Source organism: uncultured Agrococcus sp., from assembly GCF_945915485.1.
Classification (GTDB): Bacteria; Actinomycetota; Actinomycetes; order Actinomycetales; family Microbacteriaceae; genus Agrococcus.
Genome location: NZ_CAMEFJ010000042.1, coordinates 1 through 20,324 on the forward strand (window position 1 = coordinate 1; position 20,324 = coordinate 20,324).

Consider the following 20,324-nt stretch of genomic DNA (forward strand, 5'->3'; position numbering starts at 1 on the left):
GTCTTCGCCAGCCAGGCGGCAAGCTCATCCCGCGAGAACACATTGTCGAGCGACAGCATGCGTTCCGCGTGCCGAAGCGACGGAAACCCCCTGCCAACGTGTCCCCCGACCGTCTGCGTCGGAGAATCCTGCGAAACGAGTTCGGGATGCTCTCCCTCGATCTCCTGCAGTTCGACCAGCAGTGCGTCGAAGTCCCGATCGGTAATCGTCGGAGCATCCTGCACGTGGTAGAGCTCTCTGTGTCGTTCGATCTCTGCAGCGAGTTCTTCGGCCCGAGCACGGGCCGATTCGAAGTCAGTCATGGCATCCATTATCGCGACTGGAAACCCGACTCGCGCGCGACCATAATCAGGACATGGAAACTGCACCAATTCTCACGTGGACGCTGCAACAGGAGATTCCGGTTCCGCACGATGTTCAAGCACTGCTTGTTCAAGGCGAACAGGCGATCACCGCGTTTCGAACGTTTCGGGACTCGGCGACCTTCACAACGAAGCGTCTCATCGTACGGGACGCTCAAGGGCTCACCGGAAAGAAGATCGAAATCTATTCCCTGCCGTACAACACGATCAACATGTGGTCATCGGAGAATGCCGGCAGACTGGACTGGAACTCCGAGATCGAACTCTGGACCCGTGCCGGGCACATAAAAGTGAAACTTTCGAAGGGCGCGGACGTGCGGCGTATCGACAGCCTCATCGCATGGGCGGTGCTGCAACCGCACTGACGGGAGGCTCGACCGACCACGGGAAGACGATCCACTCGTCGGTGCGCTTCCACACGTAGTCGGGGTCGACAACCGATTTGCTCTTCGCATAGAGCACGGCAGATCTGCACTCCGCTCCCTGCCTGCTCAGCAGTTCGAGTACGAGAGCGAGTGTGCGTCCGGAATCCGCGACGTCATCGACGACGAGCAGCTTCTTACCGCGAATGGCGTCCGTATCGAGCAGCGGCTCAAGCAGAACGGGGTCAGGGAGCGTTTCGTGCACATCGGTGTAAAACTCCACGTTGATGGCGTCGGAGAGCTTCACGCCGAGCGCATAGCTGAGGTGCCCGGCGGGCAACAACCCTCCCCTGGCCACCGCGATGATGATTTCCGGCTCGAACCCGGAATCGACGACGGCTTGGGCGAGCTCTCTGCCGGCCGATCCGAAGCGATCCCAGGTGAGCACCTCTTTGGTCTCGAGTTCCGAGGAGTCTGCGTGGTACGCCATAGCAGCATGCTAGTGCGATACTCGGCCCTGCTACTCTCGCGGCAGCAGATACCCCCGCGAGAAGCCCACCGCAACCGCGGCCGCCCGGTCGTTGACCCCGAGCTTCGCATAGATGTGCAGCAGATGCGTCTTCACGGTCGCTTCACTGACGAACAAGCGCTCTGCCGCCTGCCGGTTCGATGACCCCTCTGCCACGAGCTCCAGCACCTCGCGCTCGCGCCGGGACAGCACCTCGTTCGTGCTCCTTCGCATACTGCCCATGAGCTTGGAGGCGACGGCCGGAGCGAGCACGGAGCGCCCCTGCGCCACTTCTTCCACCGCACCGAAGAGTTCCTCCTTCGGGGTGTCCTTCAGCAAGTAGCCGCTCGCCCCCGCTTCGATCGCCGGCAGCACATCGGCATCCGTGTCATACGTCGTGAGCACGAGAACACGCGATGGCACCCCGCGTTGGGCGAGTTCCGCGATGGCCCTCGCGCCACCGCCTCCCGGCATCCGCAGATCCATGAGCACGACATCCGGACGCAACCGCTGGACGACCCCGATCGCCGTTCCGCCATCCGCTGCTTCGCCGATGACCTCGAAACGAGGGTCGGCGTCGAACAGGCTCCTGAGCCCGTCGCGCACGATTGGATGGTCGTCGACGATCACGAGCGAGATCACAGCGCTCCCCCTACCGGAATCGCGGGCAGCGACGCCGAGAGCGCGGTACCCGCTCCGGGGCGTGTCTCGATCTCGAGGCGGCCCGCGAGACGCTGGATGCGCTTCCGCATGCTGATCAGCCCGAAGCCACCGTCTGGTCCGTTTTCGCTCGGCGCGGCGCCCGGATCGAAGCCGCTTCCGTCGTCGCGAACATCGAGGCTGATGACATCGTCCATGTACGAAAGCGTAAGGCCAACGCGACTCGCCCCTGCGTGCTTCGAAACGTTCGTGAGCGCCTCCTGCGCTGCCCTCAACAGCGTGATTTCCACGTCGGAGTGCAGCGGTCTCGAGTCGCCGGTCGTCACGAGGGACACGTCGATGCCCGTTGTCGCCGACCAGCGCTCGATGCAGTCGTCGATCGCATCTGGCAGTCTCGATTCGGCGAGGGCGGCCGGCTCGACGGCGTGCACGGTTCTTCGCGCCTCCGCGAGGCTCTCACGCGCCAGGCCGATCGCATTCGTCAAGTGCTTCCCCAGCCTCCTCCGGTCATCCAGTGTCTGTTCAGCGGCCTGCAGCTGCGTAAGGATGCCCGCCAGGCTTTGCGCCAGTGTGTCGTGGATCTCGGAAGCCATTCGCTGCCGTTCGTCCATGACGCCGGAGCGACGCGCGTGGACGAGCAGGCGTGCGTGCAGTGCTGCGTTCTCCTCGAGAGCAGCGGCGAGCTTCACATTGGCCTCGTGCAACTCCGCGAGGGCTCGCTTCTGCTTCAGCGCCTGCCGGTCGCTCGTCTCGGCGGCGAAGAAGAAGATGACCGAAAGCCCGATGCTCACAAGGCAGATCGCGGGCCACAGCCACCATTCCTCGGCTCGGATCCTTTCGACACCCCCTATGTAGGAGACGGACATGATCATCGACGTGATGATCACCCCGACGTAGCGCCAGGCACCTCGCAGGAACAAGAATGCGTGAACATAACCGACGAACGCGAAAATGCCATACCAGGCCGCCAGCACGACGAGAGCGGCGGACAGCAGCAAGAGTCCCGCATAGTGCAGCGCCATCAGCCAGCTGTTCTCCTGCGCCTTCGCCGGCAGGAATTTGATCCATAACAGCCAGGCGGCGGCTGCCGCCGAGAGTGCGAGCGCAAGAGGGGCGTTCTCGAAGACGTCCCACAGCAGCAGCGTGATCATCGCGCTGATAGCGAGGAGCAGGTACGGCAGCGCCTTCGTGACGACGGTCTGCTGCCGCTCCCAGCGATCGAACTCCTCGCGCAACCGAGCTTCGACGCTCATACCCTACTCCCAGCGGAAGAGCCGTGCCGCCAAGCCTCCCGCCACAATCGTCCATCCGAGAACGACGAGAATGTGGAGCAGACTCGGCCAGTTCCCTGCTGCGGCATCGTGCAACGATTGTACGCCCGCGCCCAATGGGGTGAAGTCGCTGATGGTCCTGAGAACATCGTGCATTGCATTCCGCGAGATCCAGAGCCCGGCGAAGAACAGCATGGCGAAGAACAGGACGAGCCCCATGGCGCTCGCGCTCGAAGCACCGGGCGCAAGGGCCGCAACGAGCAGCCCGACCGAGAACATCGCTGCCGCGCTGAGCACGAAGGCCAAGAAGAATGCGAACGGGGCATCCGGCAGCGGCACCGCGAAGGCGAACCTCGCGATCGCGAGCAGCACCGCCATCGTCACAAGCGACACCATCATCGACATGAGCAGCTGGGCTCCCAGCAACGTAGCGGGAGTTACAGGAGTCGTGCGCATCCGACGCAGGATGCCCCGTTCCCGGTACGTGGCCAGTTGCTGTGGCAGGTTCGTGAGCGCCAGGGTCGCTATTCCGAGGGCGATGACGATCGGCGTGTACACGTCGATGACGCGCAGCCCGTCCAGCTCCGGCTTCACTTCTCTGAATGCCGGGATCAAGCCGAGGATGATCAGGAGTGCCGGTGGCAGCACGAGCGCGAAGATCACGCCGATCGGCTCCCGCAGAAAGAGCTTGGTCTCCGTTCCGGTCAGTCTCGCAAGTGCATTCATGATCCGTCTCCTGTTCTCCCTGCTGATTGTCCTGTCAAGCGAACGTAAGCGTCTTCGAGGGTCGTTCCCTCCACGCGCAGCTCGCGAGCTTCGACTCCCAGCGAACTCAACAACGCGGTTACGGGCGCTATGACGTTGCCGCTTCCGATGACGACGAATTGCTCTCCTGCTCGTTCAATCGCGGTCACCTCCGGCAGCGCTTCCAAAGCGCCGGGGTCGAGGGGCGCGGAGGGGCGGAATCGAATGGTCTGCATGGCTCCGGCGCTCTCGATCAATGCCGCGGGTGTGTCGGTCGCGACAACCCGGCCCCTGTCAATCACGGTCAGTCGATCGCAGAGCCGTTCCGCCTCCTCCATGAAGTGCGTGACGAGCAGCACCGTCACGCCGCGATCACGGATGCGTTCTACGAGCTCCCAGACACCCCGCCTCGCTTGCGGGTCCAGGCCCGTCGTAAGCTCATCCAGCACGACCACGCGTGGATCCCCCACGAGCGCGAGCGCCACCGAGAGTCGCTGCTTCTGCCCGCCGGAGAGTCTGCGGAACTGCGTCTTCGTCTTTTCCGCGAGGCCGAGGGCACGCAGCAGCTCCCGCCAGTCCACCGGATTCCCGTAGAACGAGCTGTAGAGTCGCATAGCCTCACCGACCCGAATGCGGTCCGGGAGCTCGCTCTCCTGCAGTTGCGCACCCAAGAGCTTGCGCAGCGCTGCACCGTCTCGTTCAGGGTCGACACCTCCAACTCTGACGGTGCCTGCATCCCGTCTGCGGAGACCCGCGATGCACTCGACGGTAGTCGTCTTCCCCGCACCATTGGGGCCCATGATGCCGAAGATCTCGCCCCGGTCTACTGAGAAGGTCACACCGTTCACGGTGGTGTGCTCGCCATAGCGTTTGGTCAGTCCGTCCACTTCAATAATTGCCATACGACCAGCGTGCTCGCGCGCCCGTTCTCTCGGATCGACCGAGGGGCTACACGATTGCCGTCCAGGGCGGATACGGATATCAACCGAACGGTCGATGCGGTGACGAACCGTGTACGGCCTGAATATGCGAAGGGGTGCGGCGCCGACACCCGAATCCCTGCACGATCACGCTTGCAGCACTGCTGGGCGACTGCAGCGTCTTCGACGGGTCTCGAGCCCTCCAGCGTGAACTGCGGCTCGACGAATAGCCGGGGCTACACCGTGGCCGGTTCGACGCGCTCGGTGCGATCCATCGTGACCTGGCCGAGCACGCGGGTTCCCGCGTAGATCACCGCTGATTGTCCTGTTGCGACGCCGAACAGCGGGTCCTCAGGGCGGATGACGAGTTCCTCCCCCTCCAAGGTCGCGAACGCCGGCACGGGGTCGGCGTGAGCGCGGATCTGCACGTGCACGTCCAGCCCGTCTTCGAGACCTTCCGGGCGGCGGCCCGCCCAGGAAATGCGCTCGCCCGCGACTGTCGTAACACCGAGCGACTCCTTCGGCCCGACGACGACCTGGCGTTCCTTGGGGCGGAGCTCGAGCACGAACCGGGGCTTGCCGTCGGATGCCGGACGCCCGATACGCAGGCCCTTCCGCTGGCCGACCGTGTAACCGTGCGCGCCGTCGTGCTCTCCGACGACTTCGCCTTCCTGATCGACGATCTCGCCGGGTGACGTCCCCAACTTCTCGTTGAGGTATCCGCGGGTGTCGCCGTCGGGGATGAAGCAGATGTCGTGGCTGTCGGGCTTGCGAGCGAGTGCGAATCCGCGCTGCTCGGCCTCCTGGCGCACGAGTTCCTTCGTCGGCGTGTCGGCGAGCGGGAACCAGCAGTGCTCCAGCTGCTGCTCGTTCAGTACGGCCAGCACGTACGACTGGTCTTTCGCCTCGTCGGATGCCCTGTGCAGTTCGATGCCGTTCGCTCCGTCGTCGACACGTGCGTAGTGGCCCGTCACGACCTTGTCGAATCCGAGATCGACGGCACGGTCGAGCAGTGCCTCGAACTTGATCTTCTCGTTGCACCGAAGACACGGGTTCGGTGTCCTGCCCTCCGCGTACTCCGAGAGGAAATCGTCGATGACGTCTGCCTGGAACCGCTCCGAGAAGTCCCAGACGTAGTAGGGGATGTCGAGCGCGGTCGCGACTCGACGAGCGTCCATGGAATCTTCGATCGTGCAGCACCCGCGAGCGCCGGTGCGAAGCGTGCCCGGCATCCGCGACAGCGCTAGGTGCACGCCGACGACATCGTGTCCGGCGTCGACCGCGCGCGCTGCGGCAACGGCTGAATCCACGCCTCCGCTCATGGCTGCTAAAACTCGCATAGCATCCAGGTTATCGAACCGGCGCAAGCCCGGTTTCAGCGACTCGCTCGTGCCCGCTCGATCACGTCCGGCAGCGCTTTGACGAGCGCGTCCGCATCCTGCTCCGTCGTCGACCATCCCATCGACAGCCTCAGCGGGGCTCCCGAGACGCCCATAGCGCGGACGACGTGGGATTCCTGCACAACGCCTGCCGTGCAGGCCGACCCGTTCGATGCCTGGATGTCGAAACCGTCGAGCAGGAACGTGAGGGCTTCGGCATTGGCGCCGTCTACCGTCAGGTGCACGGTTCCCGGCAGCCTTTCCGCGGTCTCCCCCGTGATCCTCACGCCCGGCCGTTTGGCCGCCTCGCGAATGCGTGCCGCGAACGCCGAGAGGCGCAGCCGCTCCTGTTCGAGTTCGGCGAGCGCGTCTTCAAGGGCGACGGCGAAGCCGATGGCACCGGCGACGTCTCCCGTGCCGGATCGCAAGCCGCGTTGCTGCCCTCCTCCGTGCAGTAGCGGTGTCAGTTTCGCTGCGCGAGACACCAGCAGCGCACCTGCGCCCACTGGTCCGCCGACCTTGTGCGCGGCGATCGACATGCACGTCGCACCACTTGCCCGGAACGCAACGGGGACGTGCCCGAGGGCAGCGATGGCGTCAACGTGCAGGGGAACTCGCGCTTCGTCCGCTGCTGCCGCCCACGGTTCGACCGGTTGCAGGACGCCGGTTTCGTTGTTCGCCCAGGAGATCGTTGCCATCGCCGCGGAGCCGAGGTCCACGTCGGTGTGCGTGACGGAATCTGGCGAGCATCCGACCGTGTGCACCGTGGCGCCCTGCCGTTCGAGCCATTCGAGGGAGTCCATTGTCGCTGCGTGTTCTATTGCCGCCGAAACGACTGCGTCGCGCCCTTGGTTTCGCGACAGCCACAGGCCCTTCAACCCGAGATTCACGGCTTCTGTTCCGCCGCTTAGGAGAACGACTTCGGTCGGGTGTGCATCCACGCACGCCGCAATGCGTTCGCGTGCCTCCTCCAGCAGTGCTGAGGCACGTTGGCCCGCCCTGTGGGTCGAGGCGGGATTCGCGAGTGGCCCGAGAGTCAGCATGGCTTCACGAGCGCGCTCCCGTAGCGGCGAGGTCGCCGCGTGGTCGAAGTAGCGGGGCAAATCGTTCATCGCCTCTACGATAGAACGCGTGCCAGACGATTTCTCACGCGAACTGGGCCTGCACCAGTCGGCCGGCGGCCGAACACTCGCAGTGTGGAGCGCGCACGCCACAGCGATGGAGCTCCGGATCTTCGATGTCGAGGACCCTGACTGGCTGCGTCAGCGCCTGCCCATGGAGTGCGATGACGACGGGGTATGGCGCATCGACACAGACCTGCTCGAGACAGCCACCCCGTACGCGATAGGCGTCGATGGCCCAGCGGGGCCAACCCATCGGTTCGATTTCACGCGTAACGCTCTCCCCCCGCACGCGAAAGGGATCATCCGCACTCGTCGAGGCGAGTACAGGGCAACCGTCATCGACCGATCGTTCGATTGGGCCGGCGCCCGACGCCCTGCGATTTCGCTGGACCGCGAGGTAGTCTACGAGACCCACGTCAAGGGATTCTCGCAACTCAACCGCAGGATTCCGGAGCACCTGCGCGGCACGTACGCGGGTCTCGCGCATCCCTCCTCCATCGAATATCTGCAGGATCTGGGGGTCACGACCGTTCAGCTGCTGCCGATTCAGCAGTTCGTCTCCGAGCAGCGGCTCGTGCGTCAGGGTCGCGTCAACTACTGGGGCTACAACACCCTGAACTTCTTTACGCCGCACGCGCTCTACGCATCCCGCTCCGCACAGTTCGACGGAACGGGAGGCGTGCTGCGCGAGTTCAAGGGCATGGTGAAGCTGCTGCACGAGGCCGACCTCAAGGTCTATCTCGATGTCGTCTACAACCACACGAGCGAAGAGGGCATCGGCGGCGCCTCGACGAGTCTGCGGCTGATCGACAACGCAAGCTACTACCGGCAGACACCCGACGGTGACTACATCGACGTGACGGGTGTCGGCAACGCGCTGAACACGTCGACCCCCGCTGCTGCCGGGCTCGTTATGGATTCGCTCCGATACTGGGCGAACGAAACGCAGATCGACGGATTCCGGTTCGATCTGGCTGCGACTCTCGGTCGTGATGCAGGGCACGAGTTCACCGCGGAGCATCCGCTGCTGCAGCGCATCGTCAGCGACGAGCAGCTGGCCGGCATCACGATGATCGCGGAGCCCTGGGACGTCGGGATGGGCGGCTGGCAGACAGGCAGCTTCCCCGCCGGGTTCGCGGAGTGGAACGACCGCTACCGCGACACGCTGCGCGATTTCTGGCTCACCGATCTGCGGGTTCTGGAACAGACTGGTGCAGCGACGTCGGGAACGGGAGCGTACGGTCACGCCATCTCCGGCAGCTCAGGCATATTCGAGGCCGAACGCGGACCACTCGCCTCTGTCAATTTCGTCACGGCCCACGACGGTTTCACGCTGGCGGATCTCACGGCGTTCGACGACAAGCACAATCTCGGCAACGGCGAAGACAACCGTGACGGATCCGATGACAATCGGTCGTTCAATCACGGTCAGGAGGGCTCCACCGATGACGAGGGTGTGAACCACCGACGTCGCACCTCCATGCGCAACCTGATGGGGAGCCTGCTGCTGTCGGCCGGGGTTCCGATGATCACCGCCGGTGACGAGTGGGGTCGAACGCAGCGCGGCAACAACAATGCATACAACCAGGACTCCGCACTCACGTGGATGCAGTGGGATGACAGGAAGCCGTGGCAGCGCGAGCTGTTCGAGAGCACGAAGCTGCTGCTGGCGATCCGTCGCGCGTCGGCGGCGCTGCGACCCGTCGAGTTCGCCCTTGAGGACAAGAAGCTCGCGCACTCGAGCCAGATCCTCTGGTTGAACGCGTTCGGGGAGACGATGTCGCAGGAGGACTGGGAGCGTCACGACGAGCGAACACTGCAGTACCTCGTCTCCAGCACTCCCGTCGATGAGCCGTTCGCGCGCACACTCGTCGTCGTGCACGCGAGTCTGGGAGACCGGCAGGTCGTGCTGCCCTCCGGTGACCACATGCGCACGCTCACGAAGGTGTTCGATTCGGCGGATGACATCCAGCACGAAGAGCAGCGATTGCCGGGAGAATCGGTTGAGGTTCGCTCTATGAGCTTGCAAATCTATCGCGTGGAGCACGATCAGCACGATGAGCACAACGTCCGCAGAGCTGACACGGTGTACCGGCGCAACACCGCGCCCGCGAGCCCGCCCAGCTCGCTCGACGCGAATTCGCTCGGCTGATTTCAGCGGCCGGGATCAGCCCCGCGCGTACTCGACGAGCCCCATCTCCGCGACATCGGAGAGCGCGTGATGCTTCGGTAACGCCCGCACCGTGTACCCGAACGTGCCCGCGCGTTCGAGCGGAATGGCTGCCTCGAACACCCGCTTGCCGTTCTCGTCACCGGCGAACTCGAGCGCGAATCGTTCCGTGCCGCTCAGATTTCCGTCGGCGTCCGTGCGGCCGGCAACGGCTTCTATCAGCACGTCGTCCGGCTCCAGCGACCCGAGCTCGACGAGAACCCGCGCCCGAATGGTGTCACCGACCGTGGGCACGCGGTCGACTCCGCGTACCGCGATTCGATCGATGGAAACATCGTTCCAGCCTGAGCGCACCCTTTGGGCCCATGGCGCGAATTCGCGAGCAGTGCGGTATCCGTCTGCCGTCATCGCATCGACGGCGTCAGCAGCGGGCACGTAGAGGCGCTCGACGTACTCCGTCATCATGCGTTCGGAGGAGACTTCCGGGCTCAGGGTCGACAGCGTGTGCCGTACCTGACCGACCCACGCGCGAGGAACCCCTTGGCCGTCGCGATCGTAGAACCTTGGCGCGATCTCGTGCTCGACCAGATCGTAGAACGCAGCCGCTTCCTGCGCATCCCGTTCGTGTTCTGCAATGTGCTCGCCGGAGGACGGGATGTCCCAGCCGTTCTTGCCGTCCGAGTATTCGTCCCACCAGCCATCGAGGATGGAGAGATTGAGCGACCCGTTGAGGGCTGCCTTCATACCGCTCGTGCCGCACGCCTCCATGGGGCGCAGCGGGTTGTTGAGCCAGATGTCGCAGCCGGGGTACAGCGACTTCGCCATCGAGATGTCGTAGTTCTCAAGAAAGACGAGGCGCTCTCGAACCTCGGGATCCTTCGCGAAGCTGACGAGCTGTTGAATGAGGCTCTTCCCCGCATCATCGGCGGGATGCGCCTTGCCCGCGACGATGATCTGCACGGGACGTTCGGGATGCGTCAGCAGCTGCTTCAGTCGCTCGGGGTCGTTCAACATGAGCGTCAGTCGTTTGTAAGTTGCTCCCCGTCGCGCGAACCCGATCGTGAGGATATCGGGATCCAGGATCCTGGATGCCCAGACGGGAGCCGCGCCATCCGTTCGCTCCAACCTCGCCGCAGTCCGCGCTCTTGCTTCCTCGACGAGGTGCTCGCGCATTTCTCGACGCACGTTCCAGAGCGTCTCGTCGGAGAGGGCTTCGCTTGCCCAGTCCGCTTTCGACGACTCCGCCGTTCCAAGCACGTCATGCGCGAGACGCTTCATCGGTACGGCCGTCCAGGTCGGTGCGTGCACGCCGTTCGTAACGGACGTGATCGGCACTTCAGCCGCGTCGAAACCGTGCCAGAGCTCCGCGAACATCGATCTCGCGACTTCTCCGTGCAACTTCGCGACACCGTTCGCCCGCTGCGCCAGCGAGAAACCGAGGTGAGCCATATTGAAAACGTTCGGGTCTTCCTCCGCTCCGAGCGCGAGGATTCTTTCGGTTTCGAGCCCTGGAACCAGGTCGCCCGTCAGGTGCTCTCGCACCAGTTGCATGTCGAATCGATCGATGCCCGCCGGCACGGGCGTGTGTACCGTGAACACCGTGCCCGCGCGGACGACGGCAAGCGCTTCGTCGAAAGTGAGCCCCTCAGCAACGAGCCGGGACATCCGTTCGATGCCGAGAAAACCGGCGTGACCCTCGTTGGAGTGAAACACCGTAGGCAGTGCTGCTCCCGTGATCTCCGCGAACTTCATGATCGCGCGCACACCGCCGATACCGAGCAGGAGTTCCTGCCGGAGCCGGTGTTCTCCCCCGCCGCCGTAGAGTCGATCGCTGATCGCCCGCAGATCCGGCTCGTTCTCTTGCACGCTCGTATCGAGCAGCAGGAGCGTGACACGGCCGATGAGCGCTTGCCAGATGCGGGCTCGCAGGTGTCGTCCTTCCGGCAGCGCGAGCGATATCTCGGCCGCCGTACCGTCGGGCTCGCGAAGTATCTTCAGCGGCAGGCCATCCGGGTCGAGCACGGGGTACGACTCGTGTTGCCAGCCCTCCTGCGAGATCTCCTGTCGAAAGTAGCCGCTCTGGTAGAACAGTCCGACGCCCAGGACCGGGACTCCCATATCGCTCGCCGTCTTGAGGTGGTCGCCGGCGAGAATGCCGAGGCCCCCGGAGTACTGCGGCAGCGCGCTCGTGATACCGAATTCCGGCGAGAAGTAGGCGATCGATTCCGGTGCGCGCTCAACGGACTGGTACCACCTTGCCTGCCGCAGGTAGTGCTGCAGGTCGGCGGCCTGCTCATCGACGCGCGCGACGAATTCGGCGTCGTCGGCGAGTTCGTCCAGTCGCTCCGTCCCGACCCAGCCGAGCAACTGTACGGGATCGTGGCCCGTCGCACGCCATCCTTCGACCGAGATGTCGCGAAACAGCGCTCTCGTCGGCTGGTGCCATGACCAGCGCAGATTCGTTGCAAGCGCTTCGAGCGCCGTGAGGCGCTCCGGCAGAGAGGTACGGACGGTGAGTTTCCGGATTGCCTTCACACCACTCACTGTAGGAGATGGACATGCGAGCCGGTAGCGTTGTGAGCGTGAACGCCAAGCTCCACACCGTAACGGGCAGAATCCCCATCGACGAGCTCACGCCAAGGGTTCCGGGAGGGAAGTTTCCTGCCAAGGCCGTTGTGGGCGAAATCGTCCCCTTCGAAGCCACGGTGTTTCGCGAGGGGCATGACAAGCTCGGCGCGCTTCTGACTCTCACCGCACCCGACGGTTCCGAGTACGAGCACCCCATGGAGCTCGTAGCGCCGGGCACCGACCGTTTCCGGGCGGTTGTTCGCATGGATGCGCAGGGCACCTGGTCGTGGTTCGTGACGGCGTACCACGACGAATGGGCCACCTGGATGCACGACGCCGAGATCAAGATCGGCGCAGACGTCGACAGCGAGCTCATGCTGCAGATCGGGGCGGGGCTCCTGAAGAGGGTCGGAGGGCAGGAACACGTGATTGCCCTGCTCGAGGACCGCACACGGCCGGCCAAAGACCGGTGGCAGGCGGCCTCGTCCGACGCGGTCGCGGCGGCGGTTGCCCAGCGTCCGCCGATTTCGCTGGTCACCCGATCAGCGGAACAGCGTCTTGGGGTCGAACGCGAGCGTGCCGGAGTCGGTGCGTGGTACGAGTTCTTCCCGCGCTCGGAAGGAGCGAAGCGAACGGCGGAGGGCTGGGTGTCCGGCACGTTCGCAACGGCGGCGAAGCGGCTCCCCGCCGTTGCCTCCATGGGATTCGATGTCGTCTATCTCCCACCCATTCACCCGATTGGCACGACGAACCGCAAGGGGCCGAACAACACGCTGACGACCGTCGATGGTGACCCGGGCAGCCCGTGGGCGATCGGCGCGGCGGAGGGCGGTCACGATGCCGTGCATCCCGATCTCGGCACGATCGACGACTTCGCTGCTTTCGTGCGCGAAGCAGGTGAGCGGGGGCTCGAGATCGCCATGGATCTCGCGCTGCAGGCATCGCCGGATCACCCGTGGGTGCGCGAGCACCCGGAGTGGTTCACGACACTGCCGGACGGGTCGATCGCGTACGCGGAGAATCCGCCGAAGAAATACCAGGACATCTATCCGATCAACTTCGACAACGCCCCGGAGTCGCTCGCAGCCGAAGTGCTCAGAATCGTCGAGCAGTGGATCCGCCTCGGGGTGCAGATCTTCCGGGTCGATAATCCGCACACGAAACCCGTGTGGTTCTGGGAGTGGCTCATCCGCGTCGTCAACGACCGTCACCCCGACGTCGTCTTTCTGGCGGAGGCGTTCACACGACCCGCCATGATGCAGACGCTCGGCAAGGTGGGCTTCCAGCAGTCCTACACCTACTTCACCTGGCGGAACACGAAGACCGAGCTCGAGGAGTACCTCAGGGAGGTTTCCGGGCGTCAGGCCGACTGGTTCCGTCCCAACTTCTGGGTGAACACGCCGGACATCTTGACCGAGTATCTGCAATTCGGCGGTGTTCCCGCCTATAAGATCCGCGCGGCAATCGCAGCCATCGCCTGTCCTTCCTGGGGAATGTACACCGGTTACGAGCTCATCGAGAACGTTGCCCGCCCCGGCGCGGAAGAGAACATCGACAACGAGAAGTACGAGTACAAGGACCGCAGCTGGACGAAGCCGCCGACCGGACGCATCACGATCGAGCCGTACATCACCATGCTGAACGGCATCCGCGCCGCCCATCCCGCAATCGCACAGCCTCGCGGAACCCACGTGCACGCTTCGGACGACGAGGCGATTCTGGTGTTCTCCAAGCACATCGAGGGCCGTTTCACCGAGAACGGCGAGCCCGACACCGTGATCGTCGTCGTCAACGTCGACCCGCACTCCGCCAGGCAGACGCTCATCCACCTCGATATGGAAGCGATCGGGCTCGACGCGACGGACGGGTTCACCGCCCACGATCTCGTCACTGGCGAATCGTGGGAGTGGGGCCGCGACAACTACGTTCGACTCGATTCGTTCGTCGAGCCGGCGCACATCGTCCGTGTGCAACGCAAGAGCCGCTAGGAGCGCCATGCCCGACCTCCCGCACGACCCTCAGCAGCAGTTCAGTCAGGGCGATCTCGATCGCTTCGCGTACGGCTCCGACCCGGCACCCCACAGTGTGCTCGGCGCGCACGAGGTCGAATCCGGCCACGTGGTCAGGGTTGTTCGGCACCTCGCCGCTCGCGTCATCATCGAGAGCGGCGAATCGCAGTACGACGCGGAGCACCTCGGAGTCGGGGTATGGCAAGCGGCGATTCCGGGCCCCGTCACCGACTACACGGTGACGACCGAGTACGACGACGGCAGCCGCTGGTCCGCGCAGGACCCCTATCGGTTCACCCCGACGATCGGCGAGTTCGCACTGCACCTGTGGGGCGAAGGCAGGCTCGAGGAAGCGTGGCGCGAACTCGGCGCCCGGGTCATGGAGCACGAGGGCGTCGAGGGCGTGTCGTTCACCGTCTGGGCACCGCACGCCAGGGCCGTGCGCGTGTGTGGCGACTTCAACAATTGGGACGGAACCGGTCACGCCCTGCGGACGATGGGCTCGAGCGGCATCTGGGAGCTCTTCGTACCCCAGGCGCACTCCGGTCACCGCTACAAGTTCACGCTGCTGGGCGCAGACGGCTGGGTGGAGAAGGCCGACCCGTTCGCGAGGCGAGCCGAAGAGGCGCCGGCGACGGCATCCATCGTGCACGACAGCCGCTTCGAATGGAGCGACGACGAGTGGATGAGCGCGAGGAAATCGGCTGATCCGCACGAAGGCCCGATGTCGATCTACGAGATGCACTTGGGGTCATGGCGGGACGGCCGCAGCTATCGGTCGATCGCAGACGACCTCATCGACTACCTCGCCGACACCGGTTTCACGCACGTGGAGTTCATGCCGCTCGCCGAGCACCCGTACGGCCCGTCCTGGGGTTACCAGGTCACCGGCTATTACGCACCCTCTGCGCGTTGGGGGTCGCCCGACGACCTCAGGTATCTGATCGATCGCCTGCACCGTGCGGGCTTCGGCGTCATCCTCGACTGGGTTCCCGCACACTTCCCGAAGGACGAATGGGCGCTGGCGAACTTCGATGGACAGCCCTGTTTCGAGCATCCCGACCCGCGCCGCGGCGAGCATCCCGACTGGGGCACGCTCATCTTCGACTACGGCCGCAAGGAAGTGAAGAACTTCCTGGTAGCGAACGCGAACTACTGGTTCGAAGAGTTCCACATCGACGGGTTGCGTGTTGACGCCGTCGCGTCGATGCTCTACCTCGACTACTCGCGCGAAGAGGGCGAATGGCTGCCGAACCAGTTCGGCGGTCGCGAGAATCTCGATGCCATCGAGTTCCTGAAAGAGGTCAACGCGACCGTCTACAAACGCTACCCGGGCGTCATCATGATCGCGGAGGAATCAACCTCGTTCGCAGGCATAACGCACCCGACGGATCACGGCGGCATCGGTTTCGGCGCGAAGTGGAACATGGGCTGGATGCACGACTCGCTGCAGTACGTACAACGCGATCCCGTGCACAGGGCCTACCACCACGGCGAGATCACCTTCTCGTTCCTCTACGCGTTCAGCGAGAGCTTCGTGCTGCCGATCAGTCACGACGAGGTCGTGCACGGCAAGGGCTCGCTCGCCGCAAAGATGCCGGGAGATCACTGGCAGCGCATCGCGAATGTGCGCGGGTATCTGACGTTCATGTGGGCGCACCCCGGCAAGCAGCTGCTCTTCATGGGGCAAGAGTTCGGGCAGCTGAGCGAATGGAGCGAAGCCCGCAGCCTCGACTGGTGGTTGCTCGACCAGCCGCTGCACTCCGGGCTGCAGTCTCTCGTGCGAGAGTTGAATCGGGTCTACCGCGATCAGCCGGCCCTGTGGTCACGCGACAACGAAGCAGCGGGCTTTTCCTGGATCGACGGCGGCAATGCAGGAGACAACGTCATCGCCTTCACTCGCTGGAGCCGTGACGGCGACCCCGTCACGTGTGTGCACAACTTCTCGGGTCGACCGGTCGACGACTATCGGCTCGCCCTCCCCCGCGCCGGCCGCTGGCAGGAACTCCTGAACTCCGACGCCGTCGAGTTCGGTGGCTCAGGTGTCGGTAATCTGGGTGCCGTGGACGCGCACGAGAGCCCGGAGGGCGCGTTCGCGACCGTCCGCGTTCCGCCCTTCGGTGGCGTGTACTTCGCTCCGGCCGGCGACTAGAAGAGCAGGGTCGTCAGCCTGCGACGTGCTGTGATCACCCGCGGGTCGTCGTGCCCAACGACCAGGAACAGCTCCAGGAGGCGCTCCCGAACCGAGTTCTTGGCATCACCGGCGACCGGGAATGCCGTCAGCAGCCGGTCGAAGGCATCCTCGACGTGCCCGCCGGAAACATCCAGGTCAGCGACCGCAAGCTGCGCATCCAGATCCGAGGGATTCGCTGCCGCCGCGGCACGGATATCATCGAGCGTCTTCCCCTCGAGACGCTGCAGCAGACCAACCTGCGCGAGACCTGCTACTGCGTCGTCATCACCCGGGTTCTCCTTGAGCGCTCTGTCGTACGCGTCACGGGCGGCCGCAAGGTCACCGCGTTCCAGAGCGTCGAACGCTTCCTGGTGCAGCGGTGGCAGCGGCTTCTCAGCCGGCTCCTCCTGCTGTTGCTCTTCCGTGGGGACGGTGCCGGTAACACCCTGCTGTTCGGCGATCTGCAGCACCTGCTCGAACACATCCCGGATCTGTTCCTTCGGCACGGCTCCCGTGAACAGCGGCGCCGGGCGGCCACCGATCAGTGCGATGACGGTAGGGACCGTTTGCGCCTGGAACGCCTGCGCGATCTGCGGATTTTTGTCGGCGTCGATCTTGGCGAGAACGAGTCTGCCTGCATACTCTGCAATCAACTCCTCCAGCGCAGGAGTCAGCTGCTTGGACGGCTCACTCCAGTCTGCCCACAGGTCCACGATGACCGGCACGCGCGTCGACAGCTGCACTGCCTGCTCGAAGTCGGCTTCCGTGACATCGATGATCAGCTGACTCGACTGCCCCTGCTGATCACCCTCCTGGGGCTGACGCTGTTGTGCAAGCGACGACAGGTCGACTGCTCCTGCTATGGACGGTGGCAACTGTTCGTTCATCAATCCAGCTCCTCTGCTCCTACCAGTGCGGCGTTGTACCCGAGCACCGTGATCAGCGGTGCGTCGTCGCCCCGCGAACCGGCCGGGACGTAGAACAGCACCTGATACTCGTCGGTACGCGAGAATCCCGAAGTGAATCCGTCCTCCCCTCCGAGCAGAGCGCTCAGCGAGGATCCCTCAGGCGGCGATACGGTCACACCGTCTTCCGTCGGGTTGAATTCGATGCTCTCCGAGAAGGACCCTGCGACGATAGCGCCGCCATCATTCGTGCTCATCGAGATGACCGGCGATGATCCTTCGCTGTTCAGAAACTCGAAGTCGACGAGTTCATAGTTGTCGTTGTCGACGTACTGGTCCTGCTTGTGTGTGTAGCCGAGGCTCGAGCGCAACTCGTCAGGGTCGCTCTCGAAGGCCGCGTAGTGCTCCGCATCCTCGCCCTCGGTAAAGATGTCGGCGTACGCGCCAGGAACGTTTTGCGGCTGCATGACCGTGAGCTCCGACTCGGTCGAGATGACGGGCGCTCCGACCTGGCTCGCCGCGACCTCGGGCAGCTGAACGCCGGCCTGCAGGTACACCTGATACACGAGCTTGAAGCCCGCCCTGGCGTCGGACTGACGGAACACGAGCGCCTCGGGCACCTGTGAGTCGTCCTGCCACCCGACGATGGCAAGCACGTGGCGGGGCCACTGCTCGTTCTGCTCGGGCAGAATCAGTTGAATTTCGCCGTCCGGAATGCCCGCGAAGGCATCGATGTCGTCGTCCTCTTCACGTGCTTGATAGTTCACGGTGCGCGCTTCGAGCACGGCACCGGCAGCGCGGCTCGACAGCAAGTCAGCGTCGCGCTCCTCGTCGGCTTGAGAGAAGACCTCGCGCGTGCTTTCGAGAACCCGTTCGAACTGCTGCACCGTCACGGACGGCTTCGGGAGCGTGTCTTCGAGCACGGATGGCTGCGGGGTTGTTCCCGGCGTTGCAGTCTCTTCCGTCTCGGAAGCCGGCCAGTACTCCGGCGAGCATGCCGAGATCGAGAGGCTCAGTGCTGCCGCTGCGGCGACGCCGAGTATGAGAGTGCGGATGTTACGTTTACGCACGATCCTCCCCTTCTGATCGCTCTGCCCGGTCTTCTGTGTCGGAGGATGTTGCCTCCTGCGACCCGGTCGGCTCTGCGCCGGATGCCCGGTCGTCGCTGTGAGGAGCCTCGGGTGCCGGAGCCTCCGTCAGCTGCTCTTGACGCGCAGGGGTGACTGCCGGGGTTTTGCCCTTCGCGATGGCCCTTCGTTCGCGTCGAGTGATGGCCTTGGCGGTGGCGCGTTGCGGACCACGCTTCCTGCGATGATTCGAAAGACCGATCGCGAGGAACAACAGCGAGAACGCGAGCAACACGAAGCCGGCCGTCATGAACGGTCCGAACAGCGGATACGTTGCGGCGTTGGGCCATACGACTCGGACGTCACTAGGAGCCGCCTCCTCTCCGTCACCGATGACGGCGACCGAGGTGCCGAGGGGCAGATCCATGGGCAGGGAGACCTCACCGTCTTCCTGCAAGAACTCCTGCCACAGATCGTTGTCGAGGTTGCCCGGCAGGCCGAGGTCACCCTCGTCGAACACTTCGAGCTCAGCGGTCTCGTTCTCGCCACCGGTTGCGAGCGTGTAAGGGGTCTCGCCGATCCAACCCTGCAGATCGTGGGTTCTCGCGACGATGACCGTGATGGGGCCGTCCGCCGTGATCTCGAGGGTTTCGGCTCCGTCGTGATAGGTCATGACAGTGTTGTCGAGCAGTAGAACAGGCGTCGTGACTTCTTCCGCGACACTCTGCTCGTAAGAATCCGGCGGCGCCCAGATGGTACGCTGGCCAACTCCCAGCGCGAAAAATAGCAGCGCAAGAGCGAGACTCACTGCCGAAAGCACATAACGCAAGAGCTGATTCTTCCCTTCACACGGAGGCAAGCGATGGGCCGTGCGCTGACGTGTTTCAGGCGCCACGAATCGCTTGCAATATTCCAGAGTACCGTAGGCTTGCGTAGCGGGGCTATATCTGCCCGTGGCTCATGGTTGACGCATAGCGATCGGGGATCCGTGAAGATCAAGAACGCCTTTCAGATCGGGCTGCTGGGTGGCCTTGGTGTGCTGCTCGCAATCGCCATCGGTACGGCGGTCGTGCAAGTGCAGACCGTGCTGTTGTACGCGTTCGCGGCAATCTTCATCGCACTGGGTGTCGAGCCGGCCGTGCAGTTCTTGATCAGGAGGGGCCTCCCACGCTGGGCGGCGCTGCTGACACTCGTCGTCGTCATCCTCGGCGCGCTCACCGGGCTGATGCTCATCATCATTCCGGTTATCGTCGGGCAGTTCTCACAGCTCGTGCAGAGCATCGTTGACAACATCCAGCACGGAGCGCTCGACGACGTCAGAGAGTGGTTGCAGGACTCCTTTCCCGCTATCGATGTAGACGGTCTCGTCGCCACGACCATTGAAACACTGGGTGCTCCGGAAACTTGGACATCATTGCCTCCATGGCTGGCGACCATCGTGCAAGGAGTCTTCGGCGCTCTCGGTCAGATTGCCTTCGCGGCAGGCAGCACGTTCATCGTCGTCGTGCTCATGCTCTTCTTCGTGGGCTCGATGCCCACGATGAAGGCAAGTTTCTACAAACTGATCCCGGCATCCCGCAGACCCAAGTTCGAGTCGGTCGCGGAGCAGATCATGTCATCAGTCGGCAGATTCGTCATGGGGCAGTTCTTCCTCGGCCTCACGAACGGTATTCTCTCCTTCATCGTGCTGACGATCGCGCAGGTCGAGCTAGCCGCCGTGTTCGCGTTCATGGCGTTCGTCGCATCGCTTATTCCTCTCGTCGGCACGATCACGGCATCCATTGTGATCAGCGGACTCGTTGCGCTGCTGGACGACCCGATCAAGGCTCTCTGGATTCTCGGCTACTACCTCATCTACATGCAGGTCGAGGCGTACGGGATCAGCCCGCAGATCATGAAGCGAGCCGTGCGGATTCCGCCGGTTGTGGTTGTCGTTGCAGCGCTCGTCGGCGGTTCACTGCTGGGGATTCTGGGAGCACTCGTCGCGGTGCCCCTTGCCGCAGCCGTGCAGCTGATTCTGAAGGAGTATGTATTACCCAGACAAGCCGCTCGCTAGAGAGAACCTACTCTCTTCGATCCTCCCCTGCACGAATTCGCTCCGC

At 64.0% G+C, this 20,324-nt stretch carries 16 protein-coding genes and 1 pseudogene; 5 read left to right on the forward strand and 12 right to left on the reverse strand.

All coding sequences use genetic code 11. The annotated features are described in order from the left end of the window. Positions 1 to 302, reverse strand: a pseudogene (locus Q0O95_RS08245) (NAD-dependent DNA ligase LigA); the annotation flags it as partial. 53 nt (positions 303 to 355) lie between these two features. Between Q0O95_RS08245 and Q0O95_RS08250 the strand changes: the two are divergent. Beyond that, the gene (locus Q0O95_RS08250) at positions 356 to 727 is read left to right on the forward strand and encodes a PH domain-containing protein (protein ID WP_293697290.1); all 372 of its coding nucleotides are present in this window, start codon (positions 356 to 358) and stop codon (positions 725 to 727) included. On the opposite strand, the gene Q0O95_RS08255 is transcribed toward Q0O95_RS08250, so the two are convergent. The 7 genes from Q0O95_RS08255 to Q0O95_RS08285 form a co-directional block, all read right to left on the reverse strand. After that, positions 696 to 1,214: a phosphoribosyltransferase gene (locus Q0O95_RS08255; RefSeq protein WP_293697291.1), complete on the reverse strand. Its 519-nt coding sequence runs from the start codon at positions 1,212 to 1,214 to the stop codon at positions 696 to 698. The genes Q0O95_RS08250 and Q0O95_RS08255 overlap by 32 nt on opposite strands. A 30-nt stretch (positions 1,215 to 1,244) precedes the next feature. Then, positions 1,245 to 1,874 carry a response regulator transcription factor gene (locus Q0O95_RS08260; RefSeq protein WP_293697292.1) on the reverse strand — a complete coding sequence of 210 codons (630 nt, stop codon included), beginning with the start codon at positions 1,872 to 1,874 and terminating at the stop codon, positions 1,245 to 1,247. After that, positions 1,871 to 3,145 (reverse strand): sensor histidine kinase, encoded by a 1,275-nt coding sequence (locus Q0O95_RS08265; RefSeq protein WP_293697293.1) that lies wholly within the window; start codon positions 3,143 to 3,145, stop codon positions 1,871 to 1,873. Before Q0O95_RS08265 ends, Q0O95_RS08260 begins: the two co-directional genes overlap by 4 nt. Positions 3,146 to 3,148: 3 nt before the next feature. After that, positions 3,149 to 3,889, reverse strand: coding sequence for an ABC transporter permease (locus Q0O95_RS08270; RefSeq protein ID WP_293697294.1), 741 nt, complete (start codon positions 3,887 to 3,889; stop codon positions 3,149 to 3,151). Further along, complete coding sequence (locus tag Q0O95_RS08275) at positions 3,886 to 4,809, reverse strand: ABC transporter ATP-binding protein (RefSeq protein WP_293697295.1); 924 nt, start codon at positions 4,807 to 4,809, stop codon at positions 3,886 to 3,888. Before Q0O95_RS08275 ends, Q0O95_RS08270 begins: the two co-directional genes overlap by 4 nt. 254 nt (positions 4,810 to 5,063) lie before the next feature. After that, positions 5,064 to 6,167 carry a tRNA 2-thiouridine(34) synthase MnmA gene (gene mnmA, locus Q0O95_RS08280; RefSeq protein ID WP_293697296.1) on the reverse strand — a complete coding sequence of 368 codons (1,104 nt, stop codon included), beginning with the start codon at positions 6,165 to 6,167 and terminating at the stop codon, positions 5,064 to 5,066. Positions 6,168 to 6,202: 35 nt separating this feature from the next. Next, positions 6,203 to 7,318: a cysteine desulfurase family protein gene (locus Q0O95_RS08285; RefSeq protein ID WP_293697297.1), complete on the reverse strand. Its 1,116-nt coding sequence runs from the start codon at positions 7,316 to 7,318 to the stop codon at positions 6,203 to 6,205. Between the two features lie 19 nt (positions 7,319 to 7,337). On the opposite strand from Q0O95_RS08285, the gene Q0O95_RS08290 reads away from it, so the two are divergent. Further along, entirely contained in the window at positions 7,338 to 9,482 is a 2,145-nt protein-coding gene (locus tag Q0O95_RS08290) for an alpha-amylase family glycosyl hydrolase (protein WP_293697298.1), read from the forward strand. Positions 9,483 to 9,497: 15 nt separating this feature from the next. On the opposite strand, the gene glgP is transcribed toward Q0O95_RS08290, so the two are convergent. Further along, the gene (glgP, locus tag Q0O95_RS08295; protein ID WP_293697299.1) at positions 9,498 to 12,035 is read right to left on the reverse strand and encodes an alpha-glucan family phosphorylase; all 2,538 of its coding nucleotides are present in this window, start codon (positions 12,033 to 12,035) and stop codon (positions 9,498 to 9,500) included. 17 nt (positions 12,036 to 12,052) lie between these two features. Here glgP and Q0O95_RS08300 point away from each other — a divergent pair, with 17 nt between their 5' ends. Both Q0O95_RS08300 and glgB read left to right on the forward strand, forming a co-directional pair. Next, positions 12,053 to 14,056 (forward strand): alpha-1,4-glucan--maltose-1-phosphate maltosyltransferase, encoded by a 2,004-nt coding sequence (locus Q0O95_RS08300; protein WP_293697300.1) that lies wholly within the window; start codon positions 12,053 to 12,055, stop codon positions 14,054 to 14,056. Between the two features lie 7 nt (positions 14,057 to 14,063). Further along, entirely contained in the window at positions 14,064 to 16,229 is a 2,166-nt protein-coding gene (gene glgB / locus Q0O95_RS08305; RefSeq protein WP_293697301.1) for a 1,4-alpha-glucan branching protein GlgB, read from the forward strand. On the opposite strand, the gene Q0O95_RS08310 is transcribed toward glgB, so the two are convergent. Genes Q0O95_RS08310 through Q0O95_RS08320 form a run of 3 tightly spaced genes read right to left on the reverse strand, consistent with a single transcriptional unit; the run spans position 16,226 to position 19,030 of the window. Beyond that, positions 16,226 to 17,137: a tetratricopeptide repeat protein gene (locus Q0O95_RS08310; protein WP_293697303.1), complete on the reverse strand. Its 912-nt coding sequence runs from the start codon at positions 17,135 to 17,137 to the stop codon at positions 16,226 to 16,228. The genes glgB and Q0O95_RS08310 overlap by 4 nt on opposite strands. After that, positions 17,137 to 18,225, reverse strand: coding sequence for a hypothetical protein (locus Q0O95_RS08315; protein ID WP_293697305.1), 1,089 nt, complete (start codon positions 18,223 to 18,225; stop codon positions 17,137 to 17,139). The genes Q0O95_RS08310 and Q0O95_RS08315 overlap by 1 nt, the downstream gene beginning before the upstream one ends. Beyond that, complete coding sequence (locus Q0O95_RS08320) at positions 18,218 to 19,030, reverse strand: hypothetical protein (protein ID WP_293697307.1); 813 nt, start codon at positions 19,028 to 19,030, stop codon at positions 18,218 to 18,220. The genes Q0O95_RS08315 and Q0O95_RS08320 overlap by 8 nt, the downstream gene beginning before the upstream one ends. Before the next feature lie 180 nt (positions 19,031 to 19,210). Between Q0O95_RS08320 and Q0O95_RS08325 the strand changes: the two genes are divergently transcribed. Beyond that, positions 19,211 to 20,278 (forward strand): AI-2E family transporter, encoded by a 1,068-nt coding sequence (locus tag Q0O95_RS08325; protein WP_293697309.1) that lies wholly within the window; start codon positions 19,211 to 19,213, stop codon positions 20,276 to 20,278. Positions 20,279 to 20,324: the final 46 nt, after the last annotated feature.